20 protein-coding genes are annotated in these 22,233 nt (G+C 40.7%); 14 read left to right on the top strand and 6 right to left on the bottom strand.

The features are described 5' to 3' along the window. The first annotated feature begins 594 nt into the window (after positions 1 to 594). The 5 genes from L1283_RS24250 (at position 595) to L1283_RS24230 (ending at position 4,465) form a co-directional block, all read left to right on the top strand. The gene (locus tag L1283_RS24250) at positions 595 to 1,428 is read left to right on the top strand and encodes a helix-turn-helix transcriptional regulator (RefSeq protein WP_394678144.1); all 834 of its coding nucleotides are present in this window, start codon (positions 595 to 597) and stop codon (positions 1,426 to 1,428) included. A gap of 137 nt (positions 1,429 to 1,565) precedes the next feature. After that, entirely contained in the window at positions 1,566 to 2,423 is an 858-nt protein-coding gene (gene ygiD, locus L1283_RS24245; RefSeq protein ID WP_198385980.1) for a 4,5-DOPA dioxygenase extradiol, read from the top strand. 204 nt (positions 2,424 to 2,627) lie between these two features. Next, complete coding sequence (locus L1283_RS24240) at positions 2,628 to 2,927, top strand: SelT/SelW/SelH family protein (RefSeq protein WP_075993960.1); 300 nt, start codon at positions 2,628 to 2,630, stop codon at positions 2,925 to 2,927. A gap of 67 nt (positions 2,928 to 2,994) precedes the next feature. Next, positions 2,995 to 3,831 carry a methylated-DNA--[protein]-cysteine S-methyltransferase gene (locus tag L1283_RS24235; RefSeq protein ID WP_167512264.1) on the top strand — a complete coding sequence of 279 codons (837 nt, stop codon included), beginning with the start codon at positions 2,995 to 2,997 and terminating at the stop codon, positions 3,829 to 3,831. Positions 3,832 to 3,853: 22 nt separating this feature from the next. Then, positions 3,854 to 4,465, top strand: a complete 612-nt coding sequence (locus tag L1283_RS24230; RefSeq protein ID WP_286732882.1) for an alpha-ketoglutarate-dependent dioxygenase AlkB family protein — start codon at positions 3,854 to 3,856, stop codon at positions 4,463 to 4,465. 121 nt (positions 4,466 to 4,586) lie between these two features. Here the strand turns inward: L1283_RS24230 and L1283_RS24225 are convergent, their stop codons facing one another. Continuing rightward, positions 4,587 to 6,467, bottom strand: a complete 1,881-nt coding sequence (locus tag L1283_RS24225; RefSeq protein ID WP_429626512.1) for a M1 family metallopeptidase — start codon at positions 6,465 to 6,467, stop codon at positions 4,587 to 4,589. 198 nt (positions 6,468 to 6,665) lie between these two features. Here L1283_RS24225 and L1283_RS24220 point away from each other — a divergent pair, with 198 nt between their 5' ends. From L1283_RS24220 to L1283_RS24205, 4 genes are all read left to right on the top strand, one after another. Next, entirely contained in the window at positions 6,666 to 7,976 is a 1,311-nt protein-coding gene (locus tag L1283_RS24220) for a BamA/TamA family outer membrane protein (RefSeq protein WP_088162749.1), read from the top strand. A gap of 107 nt (positions 7,977 to 8,083) precedes the next feature. Further along, positions 8,084 to 8,875, top strand: a complete 792-nt coding sequence (locus L1283_RS24215) for a hypothetical protein (protein ID WP_088162750.1) — start codon at positions 8,084 to 8,086, stop codon at positions 8,873 to 8,875. An 18-nt stretch (positions 8,876 to 8,893) separates the two neighbouring features. Beyond that, positions 8,894 to 10,963 carry a TonB-dependent receptor gene (locus L1283_RS24210; RefSeq protein WP_088162751.1) on the top strand — a complete coding sequence of 690 codons (2,070 nt, stop codon included), beginning with the start codon at positions 8,894 to 8,896 and terminating at the stop codon, positions 10,961 to 10,963. Between the two features lie 9 nt (positions 10,964 to 10,972). Beyond that, positions 10,973 to 14,287: a DEAD/DEAH box helicase gene (locus L1283_RS24205; protein ID WP_088162752.1), complete on the top strand. Its 3,315-nt coding sequence runs from the start codon at positions 10,973 to 10,975 to the stop codon at positions 14,285 to 14,287. Between the two features lie 71 nt (positions 14,288 to 14,358). Here the strand turns inward: L1283_RS24205 and L1283_RS24200 are convergent, their stop codons facing one another. Both L1283_RS24200 and L1283_RS24195 read right to left on the bottom strand, forming a co-directional pair. Beyond that, a complete protein-coding gene (locus tag L1283_RS24200; protein ID WP_145328684.1) occupies positions 14,359 to 14,844 on the bottom strand; it encodes a hypothetical protein in 486 nt (161 codons plus the stop codon). 110 nt (positions 14,845 to 14,954) lie between these two features. After that, positions 14,955 to 15,440 carry a hypothetical protein gene (locus L1283_RS24195; protein WP_145328686.1) on the bottom strand — a complete coding sequence of 162 codons (486 nt, stop codon included), beginning with the start codon at positions 15,438 to 15,440 and terminating at the stop codon, positions 14,955 to 14,957. Between the two features lie 130 nt (positions 15,441 to 15,570). On the opposite strand from L1283_RS24195, the gene L1283_RS24190 reads away from it, so the two are divergent. Genes L1283_RS24190 through L1283_RS24180 form a run of 3 tightly spaced genes read left to right on the top strand, consistent with a single transcriptional unit; the run spans position 15,571 to position 18,674 of the window. Next, positions 15,571 to 16,032 (top strand): MarR family winged helix-turn-helix transcriptional regulator, encoded by a 462-nt coding sequence (locus L1283_RS24190; RefSeq protein ID WP_145328688.1) that lies wholly within the window; start codon positions 15,571 to 15,573, stop codon positions 16,030 to 16,032. A 33-nt stretch (positions 16,033 to 16,065) separates the two neighbouring features. Continuing rightward, the gene (locus L1283_RS24185; protein WP_088162756.1) at positions 16,066 to 17,127 is read left to right on the top strand and encodes an HlyD family secretion protein; all 1,062 of its coding nucleotides are present in this window, start codon (positions 16,066 to 16,068) and stop codon (positions 17,125 to 17,127) included. Between the two features lie 2 nt (positions 17,128 to 17,129). Continuing rightward, the gene (locus tag L1283_RS24180) at positions 17,130 to 18,674 is read left to right on the top strand and encodes an MFS transporter (RefSeq protein WP_286732870.1); all 1,545 of its coding nucleotides are present in this window, start codon (positions 17,130 to 17,132) and stop codon (positions 18,672 to 18,674) included. On the opposite strand, the gene L1283_RS24175 is transcribed toward L1283_RS24180, so the two are convergent. Beyond that, positions 18,675 to 19,424, bottom strand: a complete 750-nt coding sequence (locus L1283_RS24175) for a class I SAM-dependent methyltransferase (protein ID WP_088162758.1) — start codon at positions 19,422 to 19,424, stop codon at positions 18,675 to 18,677. Between the two features lie 17 nt (positions 19,425 to 19,441). After that, a complete protein-coding gene (gene radC, locus L1283_RS24170) occupies positions 19,442 to 20,140 on the bottom strand; it encodes a RadC family protein (RefSeq protein ID WP_075993971.1) in 699 nt (232 codons plus the stop codon). Between the two features lie 164 nt (positions 20,141 to 20,304). Here radC and L1283_RS24165 point away from each other — a divergent pair, with 164 nt between their 5' ends. Both L1283_RS24165 and L1283_RS24160 read left to right on the top strand, forming a co-directional pair. Beyond that, on the top strand, positions 20,305 to 20,763 hold the full coding sequence (locus L1283_RS24165; protein ID WP_046671802.1) for a peptidylprolyl isomerase: 459 nt from the start codon (positions 20,305 to 20,307) through the stop codon (positions 20,761 to 20,763). Between the two features lie 26 nt (positions 20,764 to 20,789). Next, complete coding sequence (locus L1283_RS24160; protein WP_075993972.1) at positions 20,790 to 21,194, top strand: DUF5606 family protein; 405 nt, start codon at positions 20,790 to 20,792, stop codon at positions 21,192 to 21,194. 67 nt (positions 21,195 to 21,261) lie between these two features. Here the strand turns inward: L1283_RS24160 and L1283_RS24155 are convergent, their stop codons facing one another. Next, positions 21,262 to 22,194 carry a hypothetical protein gene (locus L1283_RS24155; protein WP_075993973.1) on the bottom strand — a complete coding sequence of 311 codons (933 nt, stop codon included), beginning with the start codon at positions 22,192 to 22,194 and terminating at the stop codon, positions 21,262 to 21,264. Positions 22,195 to 22,233: the final 39 nt, after the last annotated feature.

Genomic DNA, 22,233 nt, shown 5'->3' with positions numbered 1-22,233 from the left:
AATCCTGCCAGACTTCTCTTAAACCCTTCTTTTTTCAGGATTCCTTCTCTCGAAGTAACCGTCCCTCCCTTGCGGAGTGGTGCAAAGATAGGGAGTTTTCGGGCAGACTTCCAAGCCTTTTGTTCTTATTATTTTCATTTTATCCTTAACTGCCTGTAACGGTGCAAGATTCTTTTTGTAAAACAGGTGATCGGAAGGCTGAAATGGCTGATCCAGCCGCAAGATTGGGCCTTCGGAGAACCCCAGGTCATCATATAGCGTATGGAGGCAGGCTTCGCAATGGATCTATTACTAATTTCGTTCAACTTTTGTTAATAATTAATAGGGGTATTACAGGGGTATTACAGGGGGTTAACAGGGGGTTAGCGGGGGTATAACCTCTATTAACCCCCTGTTAAAACGGTATTATAATGCTGTTAATTACAAATCAGTATACAATTTGAGCCTAAGCGGGGTAACAACAGACCTCCCCTTTTGTCAAAACTGCCGCTGAAACAAGCGAAAATAGCAATATGAAAAGCCAAATGGTCTTTGACAAACAATATGTAACTGAAACCGTATATTCGTAAATAGCAAATTAAAATCTTCCTTATTTTGAACGGACTTTTCAAAATTTACAAAGTTGACGCCGATGAGGCACTGCGCATACAACAATCCAAAAACGAAATACATCAACATGATTTCGAGGAATTGATTATTGGTGTGGCAGGAAAACTCGAACATTTTATCGATTTTAAAACAAAAATCTACACCGCTCCATTTATAAGTTTTGTCACTCAGGGCAAAACCCACCGCGTCAAACCTCTTTTGCATAATAATAACATTGAATTTTGGGTCATTCGATTTAAAAGTGAATTTATCCCCGAAACGACTTTCCAGCTCTACGCCCACTTTCATGAAAATGCGACATTGACCTTCGCCAGCCCCAACTGCTTCGGGAGATTGATAGTCTTGTGTGAGCTAATGCAACAGGAATGCTTACAAACTAGCGTAGATTATGCGGTTATCAAGCAGCTATTGAGCACCATCTTTACTATGATTGAATCTGAACGAAAAAGGCAATTTCCAGACAGCCAACAGCAATTGAAAAATCAGAGTACAACGTTCACAAGCTTTCTATCTATACTGGAAGAGAACTACCGCCGTCCTGAAGGCGTTAATTTTTACGCGGAGAAGCTTTTTATGTCGACACGAAACCTAAATTTAATTTGTCAGAGCATATTACAACAAAGCGTTTCTGAGATTATCGAAACACGGAAACTTATTGAAGCAAAAAACCTCCTGTTGACAACGACTAAAACGATCTCGGAAATTGGTTTTGAACTCGGTTACCAAGATAAAGCCTACTTTACCAATGTCTTCAAAAAGAAAGCAGGCATGACGCCTTCGGAATTTAGAAATGAAATCCAAAAACTTATTTCCGAATAGCGTATAACAGATTTCCGAATAGTACAACAGATTGACAGGATAATGATACCGCCTAGCTAAGCCCATCCCCTACCTTTGTAATAAAAATTGACGCAGCCACATCATATCAAATGCGTAGAAAGGATTTTATTAAAATTATGGCAACATTACCATTAGCTGGAGTAGCTCATAAAGCAAACTCTTTATATAAATTTTCCGAGGAACTGGAGGCAACGGACAAATTTCCGGTCTTATTTTTAGGACATGGAAGTCCCATGAACGCCATAGAGGACAACGAATTTGTCCGGGGATTCAAAAAAATTGGCCAAACTTTCGAAAAACCGAAGGCGATTCTTGTTGTCTCGGCACACTGGGAAACACGTGGAACATTTGTCACAGCGATGGAGCATCCCGCCACCATTCATGACTTTGGCGGTTTTCCTCAGGCATTATTTGATGTCCAATACCCAGCTCCAGGCAGCCCGGCGCTCGCTTTAGAAACACAGCATATCGTCAGCAAAACAGAGGTTCATCTCGACGACAAATGGGGGCTGGACCATGGATCATGGTCTGTCGTCAAACATCTATACCCTGATGCAGACGTGCCTATTATTCAAATGAGCATCGATTACACACAATCTGCAGCATACCATTATGAAATTGCACAGCAATTAAACGCGCTAAGAAAAAAGGGGGTACTCATTATCGGTAGCGGCAATATGGTGCACAACTTACGGATGGTCGCCTGGGACAAACTCGATACGGCAGGCTATGCGTATGAGTGGGCTACTATAGCCAATGAAAAAATGAAGAAATTTATTCAGAATGGTAATCATCAGGCGCTCATAGATTTCAGAAAACAGGGCAAAGAGTTCGACTTGGCAATTCCAACTCCTGAACATTACCTCCCTTTAATCTATACCTTGGGTTTACAGGAGAAAAATGATGAGTTGTTTCTCTTCAACGACAATTCAGTGGCTGGATCACTGACCATGACCTCTTTGAAAATCGGTTAAGCCTCCAGCATACCTATCAGGAATATCCAACAATACCAGCCCATTCCATTAACCGAGAAAAAGGCCAATGGAATGGGCTTGTTGTATACAGTACTCCGCTGAGTCGGAAATAATCTCGAAATTTCCATGACAAAAAGCGTTAGGATTGCAGCGCTAGGATTGATAAATTTGTTTGAAACAAAACAACGTACTTGAACTTAACTCATGGCAACAAAACCTGTTATTGAAATTGAATATTGTCCAAAATGCAATTGGATGCTGCGCGCCGCCTATATGGCGCAGGAGGTACTGAGTTCGTTCACGGATGAGATCCATGGAGTGATGCTGGTCCCCAGCGAAATTGCAGGCCGTTATACAGTACGGGTAGCGGATAAGGAGATATTCGATCGAAAAAGAGCCGGTCGATTCCCCGAAATAAAAGAACTCAAACAACTGATCCGTGATCTGGTCGCACCAGATAAATCCTTAGGTCATTCGGACAAATCTCCTTCATCCAACATGTAATTTAGCATAAATCGGATTTTAAAGACTTCTTCTTATTAGCAACTTTGTATAAATTAAATGAACAATCATGACTATTCAACAAGAAGTAGATTTTCAACGTATCGCCAAGGCCATACATTTCTTACAGGAAAACTTTAAGTCTCAACCTACATTGGGTCAGATCGCTTCTCATGTTTACATGAGTGAAGCTCATTTTCAACGCATGTTTACCGCATGGGCAGGTACAAGTCCCAAGAAATTCTTACAGTACGTAAGTATAAATTATGCAAAATCATTGCTCAAGGAAAATAACATTGCTGAAACAACATTCCAGCTTGGCCTTTCCAGCAGCAGTAGACTTCATGAACTATTTATCAACATTGAGGGGATGACTCCCGCTGAATATAAAAATGAAGGCTCCAATTTATTGATTTCCTACGCGTATTATCAGAGCTTATTCGGCACAATGCTAATTGCATCCACCTCAAAAGGTATTTGTCATATTGCCTACGCGGATGATAACATAACAGCTTTTGACGCTCTTCAGCAACGATTTCCGAACGCAACATACCTACAACAGGGGAACAGCATGCATGAGAATGCACTCAGCGCATTAAATCCCCAAGATAAAGATATCCGTCAGGTAAAATTACATTTAAAAGGCACTGATTTTCAATTGAAAGTCTGGGAAGCTTTATTAAAAATCCCTATGGGTAACTTAAGCACTTACGGTGCTATCGCTTCTCAAATCGGAAACCCCAAGGCTTCCCGTGCTGTCGGCACAGCTGTTGGAAGCAATCCGATAGCTTACCTTATCCCCTGTCATCGTGTTATACAAAACAGCGGTATATTTGGTGGTTACCGATGGGATCCAATGCGGAAAACAGCGATGATCGGATGGGAGACTTTACATACGGCTATTTAGTAAACACACACAATACGATAACATGGAACTTTTCGACAATCTCTTCGATGGCAATAGAAATCTACTCCCTTACGATGGGACTGTCAATTATTATGGTAAAATACTACCTCCACAGGAAGCAAACCACTATTTTGATAGACTCATGGACTCGATCGAATGGGTAAATGACCGTGCCATTATTTTTGGAAACGAAATCGTCACCAAACGAAAAGTGGCTTGGTATGGCGACCAGGCTTTCGAATATAGCTATTCCAACACCACTAAAAGGGCGCTTCCCTGGACAAAGGAACTTCTTGAACTGAAAAAGATTGCCGAACAACAAACACAGGAGACGTATAATTCCTGCCTGTTGAATCTTTATCACAATGGCGACGAAGGAATGGCCTGGCACAGTGACGGTGAAAAAGACCTTAAAAAAAATGGAGCAATTGCTTCTTTAAGCTTTGGTGCTGAACGAAAGTTTGCCTTTAAACATAAAACGAGCAAAGAAAAAATAGACATCATCTTGGGCCATGGAAGTTTATTGGTGATGAAAGGTCTTACACAAACGTATTGGTTGCATCGGCTTCCACCGACAAAAAAGGTGTTCAGTGCACGAATTAATCTGACATTTCGAAGCATCGATCAGCTGTAATCTTACAGCCCCAGGGTAAGGCTTACAGGAATGGACACCTAGTTGTAGGCAGACTTCAACAGCATTCAGTCACCAATCGTGTCAACCTTTTCAAACATAAAGGCTGACACGATCTATCGGGTTATTTAATAACGTCCCAGCTGTTGTCCTTGGCGGTGTAATCCATAAAAATGCCACCGTCCAAGGTAATATTTTTCACCTTTTTAGTCGAAGTCCAAGTCAGGATTACCTGTTTTTCATTGTGTTGCCAAATTGACGGAGTTTGATGTTTTGTCTCCACCGATCCATCCGTATAGGTAATCAACACATCAAACGGAATTGCAAATCCCCCGATATTGGTGATCGTCAGTGTATTTTTACCAGCAAGCTGTTTAAAACCATTCACCTTAAGGTCAATGTAATTATTGGTGAAATACCAATTTTTCCAATACCAGTTTAAATTCTGCCCAGCTCCAGCATTGATGCTATAAAAGAAGTCCCAAGGCGTCGGATGTTTTCCATGCCATAGCTCCATGTAATGGTGTAGTGCTTTTTTAAACAGTTCATCACCCAGGTAATCCCGTAACGCAATATAAGACAATGCGGCCTTGATGTAGGCATTGTTGCCGTACCCTAAACCACTCAACTGAGAGGTCATGGTAATCAAGGGTTGGTCTTCTTCGGTAGAGGGGTCAAAGATATAGCGCTTTACACGGGCATCTTTGAAAAGTTCTTTATTTTTTTCGGCACCAATCTCCGCATTTCCAATCCAGAATTCCAATGCAGTAGCCCAGCCTTCATCCATATAACCGTATCGCGTCTCATTGATACCCATGTAAAAAGGGAAATAGGTATGTACAATTTCATGGTCCGCTGTTTGCCGTGCGTCCACAAGATTATCTGGGACACTCGAATCGTTAATCATCATCGGATATTCCATATCTGCAAACCCCTGAACGGCTGTCATTGTTGGGTACGGATAGGTGACACCAGGCCAATTTTTAGAAAACCAGTCAATGCAATATTGCTGCCAACCAATGTATTGTTCAAAATCTGCTGTTCCGGCGACATAGCTTGACTGCACACTCACGCGCTTACTTCCCAAATCTACACTTCCGCCATCCCAGATATAATTGTCACTCACACTGAAACAAAAATCAGGCACATAGGTTGCTTTGAATTTCCACTTATTCCAGGCTTCTTGTGTTGTCACTTTCCCCGCTTTCATTTCGGCATCTGTCGCGATATGTATTGGCGTATCGCTGACTTTTGATTTTTCGAAACGGTCCAGAATAGGTTTCTGCAGTACCTCAGCCGCATTTGTCAATTCACCTGTCGCCCAAACAACAAAGTTCTTCGGAACGGATATCTCAAATTGATAATCGTTGAAACCATTGTAGAATTCTTGTCGGCCATTATGTTCCAGAAGATCCCAGCCATTGTAATCGTCGTATACAGACACACGCGGATAAGAGTAAGCACAATAAAAGGTGGAAGCATTCAATAGCCCTTCACGGTCGCTTTCGACAGATAACGGATATTCCCAGCTAATGTCCAATGTTGCAGTGCTTCCCGGAAGGATTTTCTGCCCAAAATCACCTAACTTCACCGTTCCCCAGTCTTTGCTGTTTATGTCGTAAACTTGACCATTCAATTTAAACGATTTAATCTTTAGGCCCGAAGTCAGGTAATCGTCCGAAGCGTATGCCGCACGTACCGCATTAGGTTTGTGCACATTGTTCACAAATCGGATAGCCAAGCGTTTCAATGTATCGGGACTATTGTTTGTGTACAGAATAGTCTCTGTTCCACTCACCATCTTTGTAGCCGGATCCAATTGCACCCGCACATCATACTTACCAAAATTCTGCCAATAGTTTTTCCCTGGTAGACCCGTTTTGGTACGGGTTCCCTTCTCGATCGCTTGCTGAATATTTCTCGGGGTATACAGTTCTTGCGCATGAGCTACCCCTGTCAATAAAAGCAAAGTCAATCCATAATTAAATATAGTGCGTCCTATCATATCCTAGTTTAAATAATCAAACTAAGATAAATTTGCTGTGATTTGCAAGTTTAATTCTCCTGCTTCGCAAGAAAAATAAACTTCTTCAACACAATACCACATTTGCATTTGTTCAGAGATCAAAAAAAGACAGGCTCCGAGTACTTGAGAAAACATTTTATTTTTTTTGACGTTTAGTTTTAAGATAGACCCGAATGTATGCATCAACTTTTACGTTTTAACGATTTCTTCCGACATGCTTTTTTAGGAATACTTTTAATTTCAATCCCTACGCTGCTCGCTGCCCAAACCGATGCAAAAACAGACTCTCTTGCACAGTACAAACATCAGCGTGACTCGGCCTTGGCCAGTCAATACGATATATCGGATCTAATCGGAAGAATAATCCATCCCAAACGAAAAAAGGAACATGCGAGTAAACGCTCTCCCATCACCTTAATGCCCAACATTGCCTACAACCCAACCATTGGTGGTCAGATCGGAATCAAGGCTGTCGCGGGGAAAGTATTGGGTGACCCCAAAACAACGACCATGTCGATCGCAGCGACATCCGCCTCAATCACCACAAAAAACATCATGGTCTTCTATATTAGCCATAATATCTTTACCCCCAACAATAAACTAAATTTTCAGGGCGCTTTTGCACTTGTCAAAATGGTCGCTTTAGATGCGGGTTTGGGCATGACTCCCCATGGAAAATGGAACAATGCCGATGAAGAGATCCTTGCCAACCCCGACCATAAGAAATACGGAGCAAAATATAACGCGTTTACATTTAATGAAAAAGTCTATAAACGTATCGCCGACGGACTATTTGTTGGAGCCGGATTGGCGTTTGACTTACGACGAAAAATAACCAGCAGCGGCCCCAATGGCAACATTACTCCCAATACCATCTACACCGAAAAACATGGCTTCGAGCCCGACAGTTATAATTCCAATGGACTATTGCTCAATATGCAATACATGACAAGAGACAACCCCAATAGGCCTTACAAGGGTATCTATTCGGATATCGGTGTGCGATGGAACACAACGCTGTTGGGCAGTAGCAAAAGTGCTGTACAGCTTACCACCGACTTTCGAAAATACTTTAGTTTATCTCAGTCCGACCCGGCTCATGTACTTGCCTTCTGGTATTGGGGCTCCTATAAACTCGGTGGTACACTCCCCTATTTTGATCTCCCCGGAACGGGAAGAGACGTAGCCGTCAGAAGCGGCCGCGGTTACACCATTGGTTATTTCAAAGGAATTTCTTTCGGTTATGCCGAAACAGAATACCGCTTCCCAATTTTAAAGAATCGCTTTTTGAGCGGAGCTGCTTTTTTTAACCTACAGACTGCCAGCGACGAACTGGGCACCAAACTTTTTGAAAGGTGGCAACCTGGGGGTGGTGCCGGATTACGGGTACTCTTTAACAAAGCAACACGCACAAATCTATGTCTGGACTATGCCTTTGGAAAATATGGTTCCCGTGGTTTCTTTTTGGGGCTGAATGAAGCTTTCTAATTCCAGATTGCGACAGCTTTGTTTGCCATAAAATAACTAAATTAGCCGATGTTGTTGCTCTTTCTATTCACGAAGAGTGACTGAATTGGCATTGACGATATTTCATCATGAATTTAAAAACCTTTTTTCTATACATTGTATTATTATCAGCTCTTGTTTCCTGTCATCAGACAAAGACGTCAAAAACAACGAAAAATGACGAACAAAAGAAAGAACAGGTAGTCCCTCCTGCATCACCACCACTCCCATCGGATACTTCGAGCTACGATAGCCCGCGTTTTGCAGACAGAATAAAGGAACAAGCGCAGCAGTTAATGAAAATGAACGACGCCGGCCTCTTCGATAAACTGCACCAGAAGTTAACGACAACACTAAGTGCAGACCAGAAAGATTATTTTCTTGGGCATCCTAACTTGGCTGTTTTAGCGATCGCGAAAGGGAATATCTTCGAAAATGGCCCCGGTGACCTTGGGTATACGGTATACAACAAAGGTAATCATCCCATCGAGATCACCTTATTCGATCATAAAAGCAATACATACAACACACTGTATAAAGAGTTAAAAGTTGTCAATACCCTTCAAAATTTGGATTGTTCATCCAGCTTTGGATCGCTCGATTATCTCGTTGCTTCCGAACTGATTGATCAAGAGGATTATATTCGATTAAACAATTCAAATTACCTGATTGACGACAATTCCTTTGATGTGACCGATATTTCGACGAACAAAAACTTTGATTTGCAGCAGGGATGTCTGAACAAAAAATTCTCAAAAGAAGCCATGGCCAACAGTCTTTGTGTACCGACCAGCTCCGTATATGCGAATTTTCAATGCCTAAAATACAATAAGAAAAAGCAGATTTTTGAAATTTATTTCAGTCAGGAATTTGCAGACTAAGCCGACCAAACCTTAACGATGAAAAGATATTACCTACTTGCTACCCTTGGTTTATGTAGCAAATTATATGCGCAGGAAGTGGATACTACGACTAATCGGCTAGAACAAGTCGAAGTTAAAGCCTACTTCAATAAACAACCGCTATTGCGATTGACATCTTCTGCGGCTGTGTTAAGCAGCCAAATGATCCAATCCCAGCAGTCGCCCTCCTTTGTTTCAGCAATGAACAGGGTGCCGGGTTTACGCATGGAAGAACGTTCCCCTGGGAGTTACCGGCTAGCACTCCGTGGGAGTATGGTCCGTTCACCTTTTGGTGTTCGCAATGTCAAAATATATCTGGACGACTTTCCTTTTACTGACGCAGGCGGGAACACCTACCTTAACTTGATAGATCCATCCGCAATAGGGCAGATAAATGTATTGAAAGGTCCAGATGGATCGATCTATGGGGCCAATTCAGGCGGTGTACTCTCCTTTTATAGTAAAGGATTTGATCGATCTGACAAACCTGAAGTCAACCTCCAATTAACGGGGGGCTCCTACGGTCTTTTCCAGGAACAGTTCAATGCAATATTACCCATCAACCAGACTCAGCAACTTGCTATCAATCAAAGTTGGACAAGAAGTGACGGTTATCGCCAGAATTCAGCCTTAAACAAAAAGAATATCCAACTCAATTACAATTGGCAATATGCAAAAACATCCGAATTAAAATTCACCGGTTTCTATTCGGATCTCGGTTACCAAACTCCGGGAGGGCTCACCGCAGCACAAATGGAGAGCGACCGCAGGCAGGCCCGGCCTAAGGGCGGACCAAATCCTGGTGCTGCTGAACAAAAAGCAGCAATCTACGATAAAACATTCTTTGGTGGACTGAGCAACCAGACGCATCTCAGTTCTAAGATGACCTTATTCGCCAGTGTATTTGGCTCATCCAATCAGATCAAAAATCCCTTCATCACCAATTACGAGAAAAGAGATGAAAAGAATTTAGGAACGCGCCTGTATTTATCTTATGTGGATTTGTTGAGCCAAGATTTAAAATATGAAGTCCAACTGGGCTTGGAAGCGCAAAAGGGTTGGTATGCTATTGACAATTATGACAACGCCCAAGGTGTCGCTACCGATCCTCAGGCCAAGGACAAATTGGAAAACAGTCAGCAATCATTTTTTGCACGCACCCAACTGGAATGGCTAGAGCGTCTCCAGGTAGAGCTGTCGCTCGGATTAAATGAGAATAAAATTGGCTACCAGCAACGTTATCCTGTCGCACAAGAAAACAAAGAAAATATTGATTTCGGGAGTACATGGATGCCACGAGCAGCACTATCCTATTTGATCACTCCAATGCTTGCACTTAGAGCATCGATTTCTAAAGGTTTCTCTGCACCAACTGTTGCTGAAGTCCGTTCGTCAGACAATACAATTAATACGATGCTGAAACCAGAAACAGGTACAAACCATGAATTTGGGCTTCGTTGGCATTTGTGGAATCGCCGGATTATTTTAGATGCAGCGGCCTACACTTATCAAATGAACAATGCCATCATCCGACAGGTACGGGATAATGGTGCTGAATATTTTCAAAATGCGGGTAAAATAAACCAAAAGGGATTGGAAGCATCGCTATTCATGTATTTGATCAGGCCTCAAACAACCGGTACGGTCCGTAGCCTACAGCTGACCAGTAATTTTTCCCTCAATGACTACAGTTTCAAAACCTATCAGGTAGGCGACAAAAACTATAAGAACAATAAACTTCCTGCGGTTCCTAAAACGGTATGGGTAAATTCGTTGAATATACTTTTCCCGGATGAATTCCAGTTGGATCTTCTTTCCAATTTAACAGCAGCAATACCACTGGATGACGCAAACACTGTTTATGCCAAACGGTATCATCTTTTACAAGGCAAATTATCCTGGAGCAAATCTGTCTGTTCACAGCATAAAATTAGATTTTTTGTTGGGGCCGACAATCTACTCAATGAAAAATATAGTCTTGGAAACGATATCAATGCTTTTGGAGGACGGTATTTTAATCCTGCCCCTTTACGTAATTATTATGGCGGAATGAGTTTTAATTTTTAACCAAGCATTATGGACTTCCATCAGTATACATTGACCGATATCGATTTCACCAAGGTGAGCCGTTATTCTTATTTTCCTTGGATGGACCTGACACTGGCCCATTTTCAGGTCAATGCGATGGAAATGGAGGTCAATCAGGCAACTTTTCAGGTACTGGAGAATTATACCGATTTTGAAGTGATGATCATCCATACGTTGCCCACAACAGCCGTCTTTTGCAATTGTCCACAAACAGGATTCTGCCGTCATCAAAAGGCGGCTTTAGGTAAACTATTTACACAGGAGAATTGGCTGGCATTTTTTGATCACAACCGCTATCAGCATCTACTCAAGAAGGTTGCGGCACAATATGGACTGGAAAAGGAATCGTCTTTAGAAAACTATTTTTCAGCCCAGATCAAAGCAGGGAAGCTGGAGTTTCTATTAAAAGACAAACAGCTAACCTCCATTGATGACTTTGATCTAGTGGAGGAATCTCTTGCCCCAAAGGCCAAGACGACAGCCGAAAAGCAGCAGCATTTTGTGGTGTTAACGCGCAACCGGTATTACAAAAATCTACAAATACTCCTGTGCCAAGCTCCAATGACGAAATCCGGCCTACCTAAAAACCCGATTTCCGCCAGTGAGAGCCAGTCACGTATCTGGCAAAGCAGCTCGATTGAGGAAATGCAATTTTACACCGCTGTTTACCAATTTTCTCAAGCTGTACAACAGGATATCGAAATCAGCTCCAGTCTGAAGGCGGTTGCAAAAAACCCATTACACCTCGATTTTTATCTGCATGACTATGAAAAATCCGACAATATAACAGCCTCCACCTTATCGACTGTTCAATTTAACCTAAACAAAGGTGATATTAAGCTCTTTATTTCAAAAAAAGGTGCGTTTTATACCATTCAAGGAGAAATTCATATTCATACGATAGCCTACAATTTACAGGATTTAGTCGTTCTTTTGGACCATTTCATTCTCATCAAAAATCAGCTTTTTCTGATTGAAAATAGGTTTCACCTCAAGTTGATCCGTTTGTTTGGCAACAAAGGTGAGCAATTGTTGATCCATCAGCGTAAGTTCGAAGAATTCAACAGGTTGTTTTTGGAACAGATAGCACATTCCGTGGAGTTAAATTTTAAAGATATTCCCAAAGCAAGCAAGCCACAGTTGAAGGAAAATCTGTATTATCAGGACATGCAGCCACTTTTGTTTCTCGAAGAATCGGAAGATTTTGTCAACCTTATTCCTGTCATGCGTTATGGTGAGGTCGAAATTCCTATTTTAAGTAAGCGGAATATATTTGGTACAGACAGCAAGGGTACACAATTTTTGGTCGATCGGAAACGTGAAGCTGAAACAAAAGTTATTTCCCTGTTACTGAAGCAGCATCCCTATTTTCAGGAGCAAATGGATGAAGGAAGCTTTCAGCATTTTTATTTGCATCGCAAATACTTTCTGGACAGTAACTGGTTTCTGGATGCTTTTGAGGAGTGGCAACATCAGGGTATACAGATCATCGGATTTAATACGTTACGTGGAAATAAATTAAGCCGTTTTAAGGGAAAAATACATGTGGAGGTCCTCAGTGGACAAAATTGGTTCAACGCCAATATACAGGTCAAATTTGGCCCCAAAAGTGTCTCCCTAAAAAAACTTGAAAAGGCAGTACGGAACCGCTCGCAATTCATCACCTTGGATGACGGCACCCAGGGCATTTTACCGCAACAGTGGCTCGATAAATTTGAAGCCTATTTTAATGCAGCAGAATCGATAGCTGATGATTTCATTGAAATTCCAAAATACAAATTCAATGAAATCGATCAACTATTTGATCAGGCGGAGCTAGACCCTATCGTGTTGGCGGAGCTCAGCACGTTGAGAAAGCAGCTCGCTAATTTTTCTTCGCTATCCGAGGTCCAGATACCACCAACTTTTGTCGGAAACTTACGCCCTTATCAGCAACAAGGGCTACAATGGCTGCATTTCTTGGATGGGCTTAATTTTGGTGGCTGTCTTGCCGATGACATGGGACTTGGCAAAACGATCCAAATATTAGCCTTTCTGGCTACTCAAAAAGCAAAGGGACAATCTGCACCAACATTACTTGTACTTCCCACGACCTTAATTTTTAATTGGCGGCATGAAATCCAGCAATTCCTTCCATCTTTCCAAACGTTGGTTTTAGATGGTCCAAATAGAATAGAAAAAGGGATGCAGTTTGAACAATATGACCTTGTTTTAGTTTCTTATCACAACCTGCTGACGGATATTAATACGCTAAAAAAAATAACCTTCAATTATGTCATATTGGACGAATCGCAGCAAATCAAAAACCCGGATTCCCAGCGATACAAAACGGTAAATTTATTAAAATCAAGAAATCGCATTATTTTAACAGGAACTCCTATCGAGAATAATACGATGGATCTTTATGCCCAGCTTTCCTTTATTGTGCCGGGTCTACTAGGAAGCAAAAAATATTTCAAAGATGTCTATACGACTCCTATTGATGCTTTCCATGACCGCAAGAGAAAAAAAATGCTGAAAGAGAAAATAAAGCCTTTCATTCTCCGTAGAACAAAACAGGATGTATTACGTGATCTTCCTACAAAAAATGAACTGGTCCTTTACTGTGAGATGAAAACTGCCCAACGGCGAATTTATGATCTTTATGAAAAAGAGTTTCGAGATTTTATCTCTGCCAAAGATGGCGATGAAATCAAGAAAAGCCCCATGCATGTCCTAAAAGGTCTAACAAAATTGCGACAGATATGTAATTCAAGCAAACTGCTCCAAAATGAGGATCTGACTAGCGCTGCGGACTCTGCCAAAATTGAAATGCTTATCGAGCAAATTCAGCATAAAAAAGACCAGCACAAAATGATCGTGTTTTCACAGTTTGTCAGTATGCTCAACCTGATTAAAGAGGCTTTGGATAAACAGGGTATTCGCGCGTTAATGCTCACAGGCCAATCCAAAAATCGAGGTAAATTGGTTAGTGATTTTCAATCCGACAAGGATATCCCCGTTTTTCTGGTTAGTCTAAAAGCCGGTGGTACCGGACTTAATCTTACCGCAGCCGATGTCGTGTACCTGGTAGACCCCTGGTGGAATCCTGCTGTTGAACAACAGGCGATCGATAGGATCTATCGCATGGGGCAACAAAAGACGGTCACCGCAGTCCGATTAATCAGCCCTAACACGGTCGAAGATAAAATTCAGACCTTACAGCAACATAAAAAGGAGATTAGCAACAGTATTCTGGATGACGGCGGAAGTTTAGATGTCTTTTATCTCAACAAAAGCTATTTAATGAATTTGCTACGCTAAACTATTGAAATCAAAAAAGGGGACATCGATCGATGTCCCCTTTTTTGATATAATTCGTTTTCAGCTGCTCTTTACTTTTTGTCAGAAATGTACGTTTTATTACCATTTCCGTTGATATAATATTTGCCACCTTTTGGACCGAGATAAACTGTATGTTCATTATATTTTTCACTTTTTGGTTTATCAGCTGTAGCTACGGCATCCTTTTTCACAGCAGCGGCTTGTTTTTCAGCTTTAGCACTTTCTTTTTTCACGGCTTTTTCCTTCGCTTCCACTGGTGCTGCTGGCGCTGTTTTTGTATCAGCCACCTTTTTCGTCTGCGCTGACTTTTCCTTGACTGCAGCTTCCTTCTTCGCAGTAGCTTTCACCGGCACTGCCTTCGTTTTCGTTTCGGCCTCGTTGGCTTTAGTCTTTACTTCTTTTGCTTTTTGTTCAGACTTTTTGGCTTCTTTTTCCATTTTTTTAGGAGCCGTTTGTGCATAGGATTGTCCCAATCCCACTGCAGCGATCAAAGCTAATGCAGCTGTGATTTTTTTGAAACGATTTATTGCTCTCATAACTCAATTGTTATTTAAATAATTGTAAATAAAAGTACAATACAAATGCCGTATTTCGATTTAATTACCTGAAAAAATAATTTTAACAAATTTTTAACCTAGCCAAGGAATTATTCGACAACTTGTTTTCTAAATTTCGAATCAATTACATATTTTACCCCCTTCGCATCTATAAATACAGGCTTTCCATGGTAGTGCTCATTACTGCGTCGATCAATGGCAACACGATACCGGGTGGCGGAGCTAGTGGAGCTGTAGGTTATATTGCCAACCGATTCTCCAGGGCTCACGATTACTTCCGAACCTTCATATACGCGCTCACTCACCCTGCCGTTAAAACGCTGTTTTCCCGTTGACGTTTTTATTTTCTCCTGCTGCTCGGGCTCTTTATCGATCGGCGCAACGTCCAAGGTCATCACATCGACCTGTGGGCTTAAAGGGAAGAATGGATCTACCCACCGATATACAAAATGATAATCGGTTTCTAAGTTATTAAAAGCATGCATTTGCTGTGCCCTTACAACACTTATCCCACCTCCTAAAATCAGCAATGGCAGTAGGCAACGTCTAAAGAAGATTAATTCAACTCTTAACATATCTTTTTTTCCTTTCGTTTAAGTGCTTCCAAATAAAATGCCATCTCTCTCTAAAGCACTCATCTTTAACACATTTTTAACTAAAATAAATTAGTTTGATATTTAACTGTTTTATGTTTAACTTTGTGCTATGAAAAACGAATCCATGAATCCAGTAAAACCCTTAGTGGATAGTATCATTGCTTTGCGAACGAGCTTAAAACAATACTATATCCAGAAAATAAAGGAACAGCAATTGGATATCACCTATGAAATGTTACAAGTATTGGCAGCACTGTGGAAGAAGGAGCAAATGAATCAGCAAGATATAGCCACAGCAATACAGAAGAACAAAGCAAGTGTCACTCCGCTGATCGATAATCTTTGTAAACGGGATCTGGTTAGACGCGTCAGCGATCCCAATGACAGACGAAATAATTTAATCGAATTAACGGTAAAGGGAGACGAATATAGGACATTATTAGATCCTGTCCAGCAAGACCTCTACCGTGTGATCCTGCAGGAGATATCAGAAAAAAAAGTATTGGAAATTACAGAAACTCTCGAAAAATTGACCGCAATTATTGATAAGCAATCGTATCGGGAGCCTTGATTTTCAGAAAAAAAGAAGATAAGTAATTGAGTCATGAGCAATTCAACATTAAGTGAGAAAGAAATAAAACGAAGGCGGAAGATATGGATCATCAACATCCTATCTGCAGTCGTCATTGTGGTTACAATTATCTGGGGTATCTTAGTCTTTTTCCACATCAACGAATCTGTTTATACAGATGATGCCCAGGTAGATGCCCATATTACCCCTATAAATTCGCGTATCAGCGGTTATATCAAAACAATTCGATTTGATGAGCATCAAAAAGTTCACAAAGGCGATACACTCGTCATTATTGATGATGCTGAGTACAGAATTTTATTACAAAATGCACAAGCCACTCTTGCCGATGCCAAAGCAAGTAAAACAATATCGCAATCTGGAATTGCCATTGCCGGCAACAGTACTGCGATAGCAAATGCCAATATCGATGAGATGAGAGCCCGGCTAGATAATATGGAATTGAATTATAGGCGTTACCAGAGTCTCGTGAAAGATGAAGCAGTAACGCAATATCAATTCGATCAGGTAAAAGCAGATTATGAGGCCATGTTAGCCAAATATAAGGCACTTTTGGCGCAAGAGCGTGTATCGAAACTTAACACACATGAGTCTGAACAGAAGCTGTCAATCAATGATGCCTCCTTACTAAAGGCCGAATCTGCGATTGATCTAGCCAAGTTAAACCTTTCGTATACGGTTATCACTGCACCGTACGACGGTGTATTGGGACGGCGGACGATAGAAGAGGGCCAATTGGTGCAAAACGGTACGCCATTGGTCAATATTGTACGTGATGAGCAGAAATGGATTACCGCAAATTATACCGAAAGTCAACTAAAAAATATTGCCCTCGGGGCAAAAGTCAACATTGAAATTGATGCATTGGCCGGGAAGACATTTGAAGGTGAAGTAGCCGCCATATCCGAAGCAACAGGATCTAAGTATTCTGCTGTTCCGGTTGACAATTCTACGGGGAACTTTGTTAAGGTACAACAGCGCATTCCGGTTAGAATTAATTTTACAGCATCCAATACCCCAAAAGATCTCGCCATGCTTCGCGTAGGTATGAATGCTATCATACGTATTAAATAATCATGAAAGATCGTATATTCAGAGATTGGTTGAGTTCAGGTTGGGAATTGTTCTTTCTGTTTGTACTCAATATTTTATTTTCGTTCAATAATGGAATCCCAACATCCATTAACACGTATGTCATGAATGGATACGCCGGTATCACCGCAGATCTGAGTATGGCTACATATTGTTATTATGCGGGAATGGTATGTGCCATACCACTGGTATTTAGGTTGTTGAAATTATTTTCCAAAAAGACGATATTAATTGTATCTATCTTCATTATCCTCGCTTCCAATGCGGTTTTGGAACATGCTAATAATGGTGTCAACATCTGTATGGCCACATTTTTTATTGGGAGTGCCAAGATTATTGTCACGATGGCTATCATTGGGGAAATGATCCCTTTTCTCATGCCACGTGGAGAACGATATCAATTATATGCAGTCTACTACCCCATGACAATGATCATTCCTGCCTTGGCAAGTTATGTATCTGTTCTATTTGCAACGCGTTTCTATTGGGAAACTGTCTTTTTATTTCAAAATATACTACTTGCAGTAGCGTTGTTAATCTGCATCATCTTTATGAAATCGTCAGATTTTAAAAAGGTACCTCTTTATCAATATGACTGGTTTGGAAGTATTTTACTTTGTATTTCATTATTGAATTTTGCCTATTTCAGCACATATGGTCTGACACAAAATTGGTTTCATTCCAGGTTTATTTTGGTCACCGGAATCGCATCGCTCTGTTTTTTTATACTTTTTATAAATAGAAGTGTACTAATCCGAAAATCACTCTTAAATTTTGAAGCCTTTTCAACACGGATTCTGCCTATCTCCATTGGAACAATTTTTATTTTCGGCATTTTTTATAGCTCGACCTCGCTGTACTCCTCCCTTTTGGGAATTACGCTTGGTACAAACCCCTTGGAAGTCGCCGAAATAAATACCTATGTAATTCCTGGTTATATGATCGGCGCAGTAATCGCTTATATTTATTTCAAAATAACAAAAAAATGCAAGTTCATTTTGGCATTCTCCGCAGCGTGTTATGCCCTATCTTGCTTTTTCTTTGCAAGGATTATCGACCAACAAACAAACACGGCTTTGTTCTATCTCCCTTTGACATTAAGAGGAATGGGCGTGATCACTTCCTACATTGGAATAGGCGTATATATGGCCGGTAATATTCCCAGCAAATATTACCTCTCTGGCTTAGTATTTTTGATTCTTACACGTTCATTTTTGGTGCCTGTAGTCTGGTCAAACATCATTACTAATTGGTATTACCACCTACAGATCCTTAATGCCAATAATCTTGCTGGTATAATCGATCGAACAAATAGCTTGGTGCTACAAAGAGGAAATATAATGAAATCGGTCCAAGTCCAAGCCTCGCTACTATCCATACGCGACGCCTACTCCGGGCTATTTATTATCGGGGTAATCCTAACGTTATTCATCTTAATCTTCCCTTTTCATTCTTCGCCTATACGAAGAGTTTTCGACTGGAAGAGAAAAAATGCAACGAAAGAAGCTTTGCAAATTCCCATTTCTTAGTTAACTGATATAAATTTCGGTTATATACTTGAATACGATACGCTCAGAGATTGCGTACTTATCGAAAAGTGTACGGAGATCGTCATAGAGCGTTTTGTTTTCAGCCTGCTCTTTGGGAAAATAAGATGATGAACGTACTCTTCCCAAAAACGACCGAAGGTCCAATATCTGTTGATTTGGTAAGGTTACCTTGGTCATTGAACGTGATCCAAAAAATTGTTTGAGATCATCATCACTGATATTTTTGTGACTGACAGATTGATAACTTGGTATATGACTGAGCAGAAAATCTTCGTACTCCTGTTGAAAAGCATCGCCGGGATCACGCTGGTTCCAGACCAGTACAATACGTCCATTTTCTGTGAGAATGCGAGCGAACTCCCTCTTACATGCTTCCCGGTCAAACCAATGAAACGATTGCCCTGCAAAAATGAGATCTACGCATCCAGACTCAATAGATGTATCTTCGGCAGTCGCATTCAGCGCGATTAAATTCCGATAGGTTTTAAAATGATGCAGTAAAGATTCACGCATTTCCCGATTGGGTTCAACAGCAAAAACGTCATTCCCATTTTCGAGAAAAAGTTGCGTAGATAGCCCTGTACCACTACCGATATCGGCAACCAACCATTTTTTATCCAGCCCTATTTGTTCTTTAAGCACCTGAATAATCTCTTTTGGGTAACATGGTCTAAATTTCTCGTAATCGACAACCCTGTCCGTGAATCTATCAATACTGTTTTTGTTCATAATAAGAATTGCTGTAACTAGTCGATTATACCTTCATCTTTAAAACTATAATATCCGTTATCGGTAAAGATTAAATGATCGGCAACTCTAATATCCATAATTTTAGAGGCTTCAACAATTTTTTGCGTCAGAATTTTGTCAGCATTGCTTGGATACAAGGTGCCCGAGGGATGGTTATGAACTAATATAATTGCATGTGCTTTAAGGCTAAGTGCAGATCGTAATATAATCCTGACATCAACTGGCGTAAAATCATTACCGCCGCGTCCGATCAGTTGTTTGTCTAATATTTTATACCCCGTATTGAGATACAGCGTCCAAAACTCTTCATGGGGCAGATCCTGAAGTATGGGTTTCATAAAGTTGTAAACGAAGCGGCTGCTATTTACGAGCTTACGCTGTTCTACGGGCAGGTCGTTTTTCCGGCGTGCGAGCTCCAATGCGGCAAGAATAGCGATAGCTTTTGCCTCGCCTATCCCTTTATACATGCTCAGTTCTGAAACCTCCATCATCGAAAGCGTCTGCAGGTTGTTATTGACATCGGCCAATATGCGCCGGCATAATTCAACAGCACTTTCATTTTTGGAACCAGACCCGATTAAAATAGCCAGTAATTCGGCGTCGGTAAGCGCCCTACGGCCCTGGCTCAATAGTTTCTCTCTCGGACGATCGGCCTCTGCCCACTCCCGAATGACTAGTTTGTACGGATTTGACATCTACAGTTAATTATAATTGGCTAGCGTACATAAATATACAAAAATACTGTTACTTAATATCCTGAGAAATACACAATCTATCAATTAAAAAAAATTGGCAATCGGGATTTACTTCACATTTCACTCTGAAACGTTATCTTTGTATTTCATAAAAATTTTTGAATATGAGTAAAGCGATTATTAAAACAGAAAAAGGCGACATGACTGTGGAGTTCTACACAGCTGATGCTCCAAATACAGTAGCCAATTTTATCAAACTTGCTAAATCAGGATATTATGATGGATTGGCATTTCACCGTGTAATCCCTGATTTCGTTATCCAAGGTGGATGTCCAAATTCACGTGAAGGAGCTGCAGGAATCCCTGGAACGGGTGGCCCTGGTTATAAAATTGACTGTGAATTAACAGGCGAAAACCAATACCACGATAGAGGTGTATTGTCTATGGCTCATGCAGGCCGTAATACTGGTGGTTCTCAATTTTTCATCTGTCATAGCCGTAACAACACTGCTCACTTAGATCGTAACCATACTTGTTTTGGAAAAGTTATCGAAAACGTAGACATTGTTGACGATATCAGACAAGGTGACCGTATTTTATCAATTGAAGTTATCGAAGATTAATTCTTGGAGATTTAAATAGTATTAAAATGAATTTAAGAGCATTAGTATCCGTAACTGGTAAACCAGGATTGTTCAAATTGGTTGGACAAAATAAAGGTGGTTTTATTTTAGAAACCCTTGATCAGGCAAAAATTAAAACGGTAGTAAGTTTATCTTCTACAAAAATGGCGACTTTGGAAGATATCACCATCTATGGTGAAGAAGAAGAAATTCGTCTATTGAATATTTTTGAAACAATCAAAGAGAAAGGCATCGCTCTGCCAGATACAAAATCTGATGGCGCAACATTAAGAGATTTCTTCCGTGAAGTAGCTCCTGGCCATGATGAATCACGTGTTTATTCTTCGGATATTAAAAAGGTTATCACATGGTATAACATTATCAAGGAATTCCCTTTATTTGAAGAAGAAGCACCTGCTCCTTTAATGTAAACTTTTACATATATCCCAAATAAAAAAGGAGTTGATCATGTGATCAACTCCTTTTTTATGGTGTTTTCTAATGAAACACGACATCAAGTACATTTTTTTCGATGCTGTTTTGATCTTTGGCCGCGTCAAGTTTAGCATGGGCTTTTGTAACCTCAAATTCTTTGGGTTCAAATTGCTTTTCGACGACAGCTGTGGTTGTAAAGCGCAATAGGGAATTTTCATCTTCATTGAGATAGGCATCAATTTCAAGAATCCCTTCGTTTTCATCAAACACATAGGGGTGCAGCAGATTGATTCCCTTCGGGATCCGTGGGCTCTTCCAAACGACAAATTTAGGGAGCGTTTTATCCATTGCATCAATTTTATTGTAAATGGCCTGCTGACAGGTAATTCCGGCAATTACTTTTGTTTTTCCGGTCTTATCGATCATATACTCTTTGGGATTTATTCGTATCTGCACTTTCGCCAATCCATTAAGTTTCCCTTCTGGATAGTTCAGTCCTACATTGATAGTCTCGTTGCCACTATTTGCTAAAAAAGCCTCGCCTGAACCTTTGCTATAATTCACATAATTTTCCAGGCGGTACGTCAGGCCCGCAGCATCAGATTTCGCTTGTTGTTGATCAAATTTAATTTCCATCTTACGTAAAGGGGCAAGCATCAGCTCCATACGCTGCAGGGGATTTTCAATATCAAAGCTATCTTTCTTCATTTGTTCCGCCTGGGGTAGCGTGGATATTGCCTTCCACAATGCAGCAGGTGAACTATCTTTGGTCAGATTCATCAACCTGATTAGTTCAGCAAAAGGCATATTGGGAAAAGTAACTTTTTGTACGATTACCGCAGCATTGATCCGTTTAGAAGAGCGGATATCCGTTGTTGTATTTGATTCTTCATGTAGTTTAACCTCTTTGGGTGTAGAGGATTGACAATTGTGAAAAAGAAGTACTATGCCTAATAATGGGAAAATTAAGGCGTACTTTTTTAGATATTTTTTCATATCTATAGTTGTTTAAATGTAGTATAGACAAATTTACCT

Origin of the sequence: Sphingobacterium sp. HSC-15S19, assembly GCF_050433745.1 — a bacterium.
GTDB classification, from domain to species: domain Bacteria; phylum Bacteroidota; class Bacteroidia; order Sphingobacteriales; family Sphingobacteriaceae; genus Sphingobacterium; species Sphingobacterium siyangense.
Note: the sequence above shows the minus strand (reverse complement) of the source record. Positions and strands in the feature narration are given on the sequence as shown.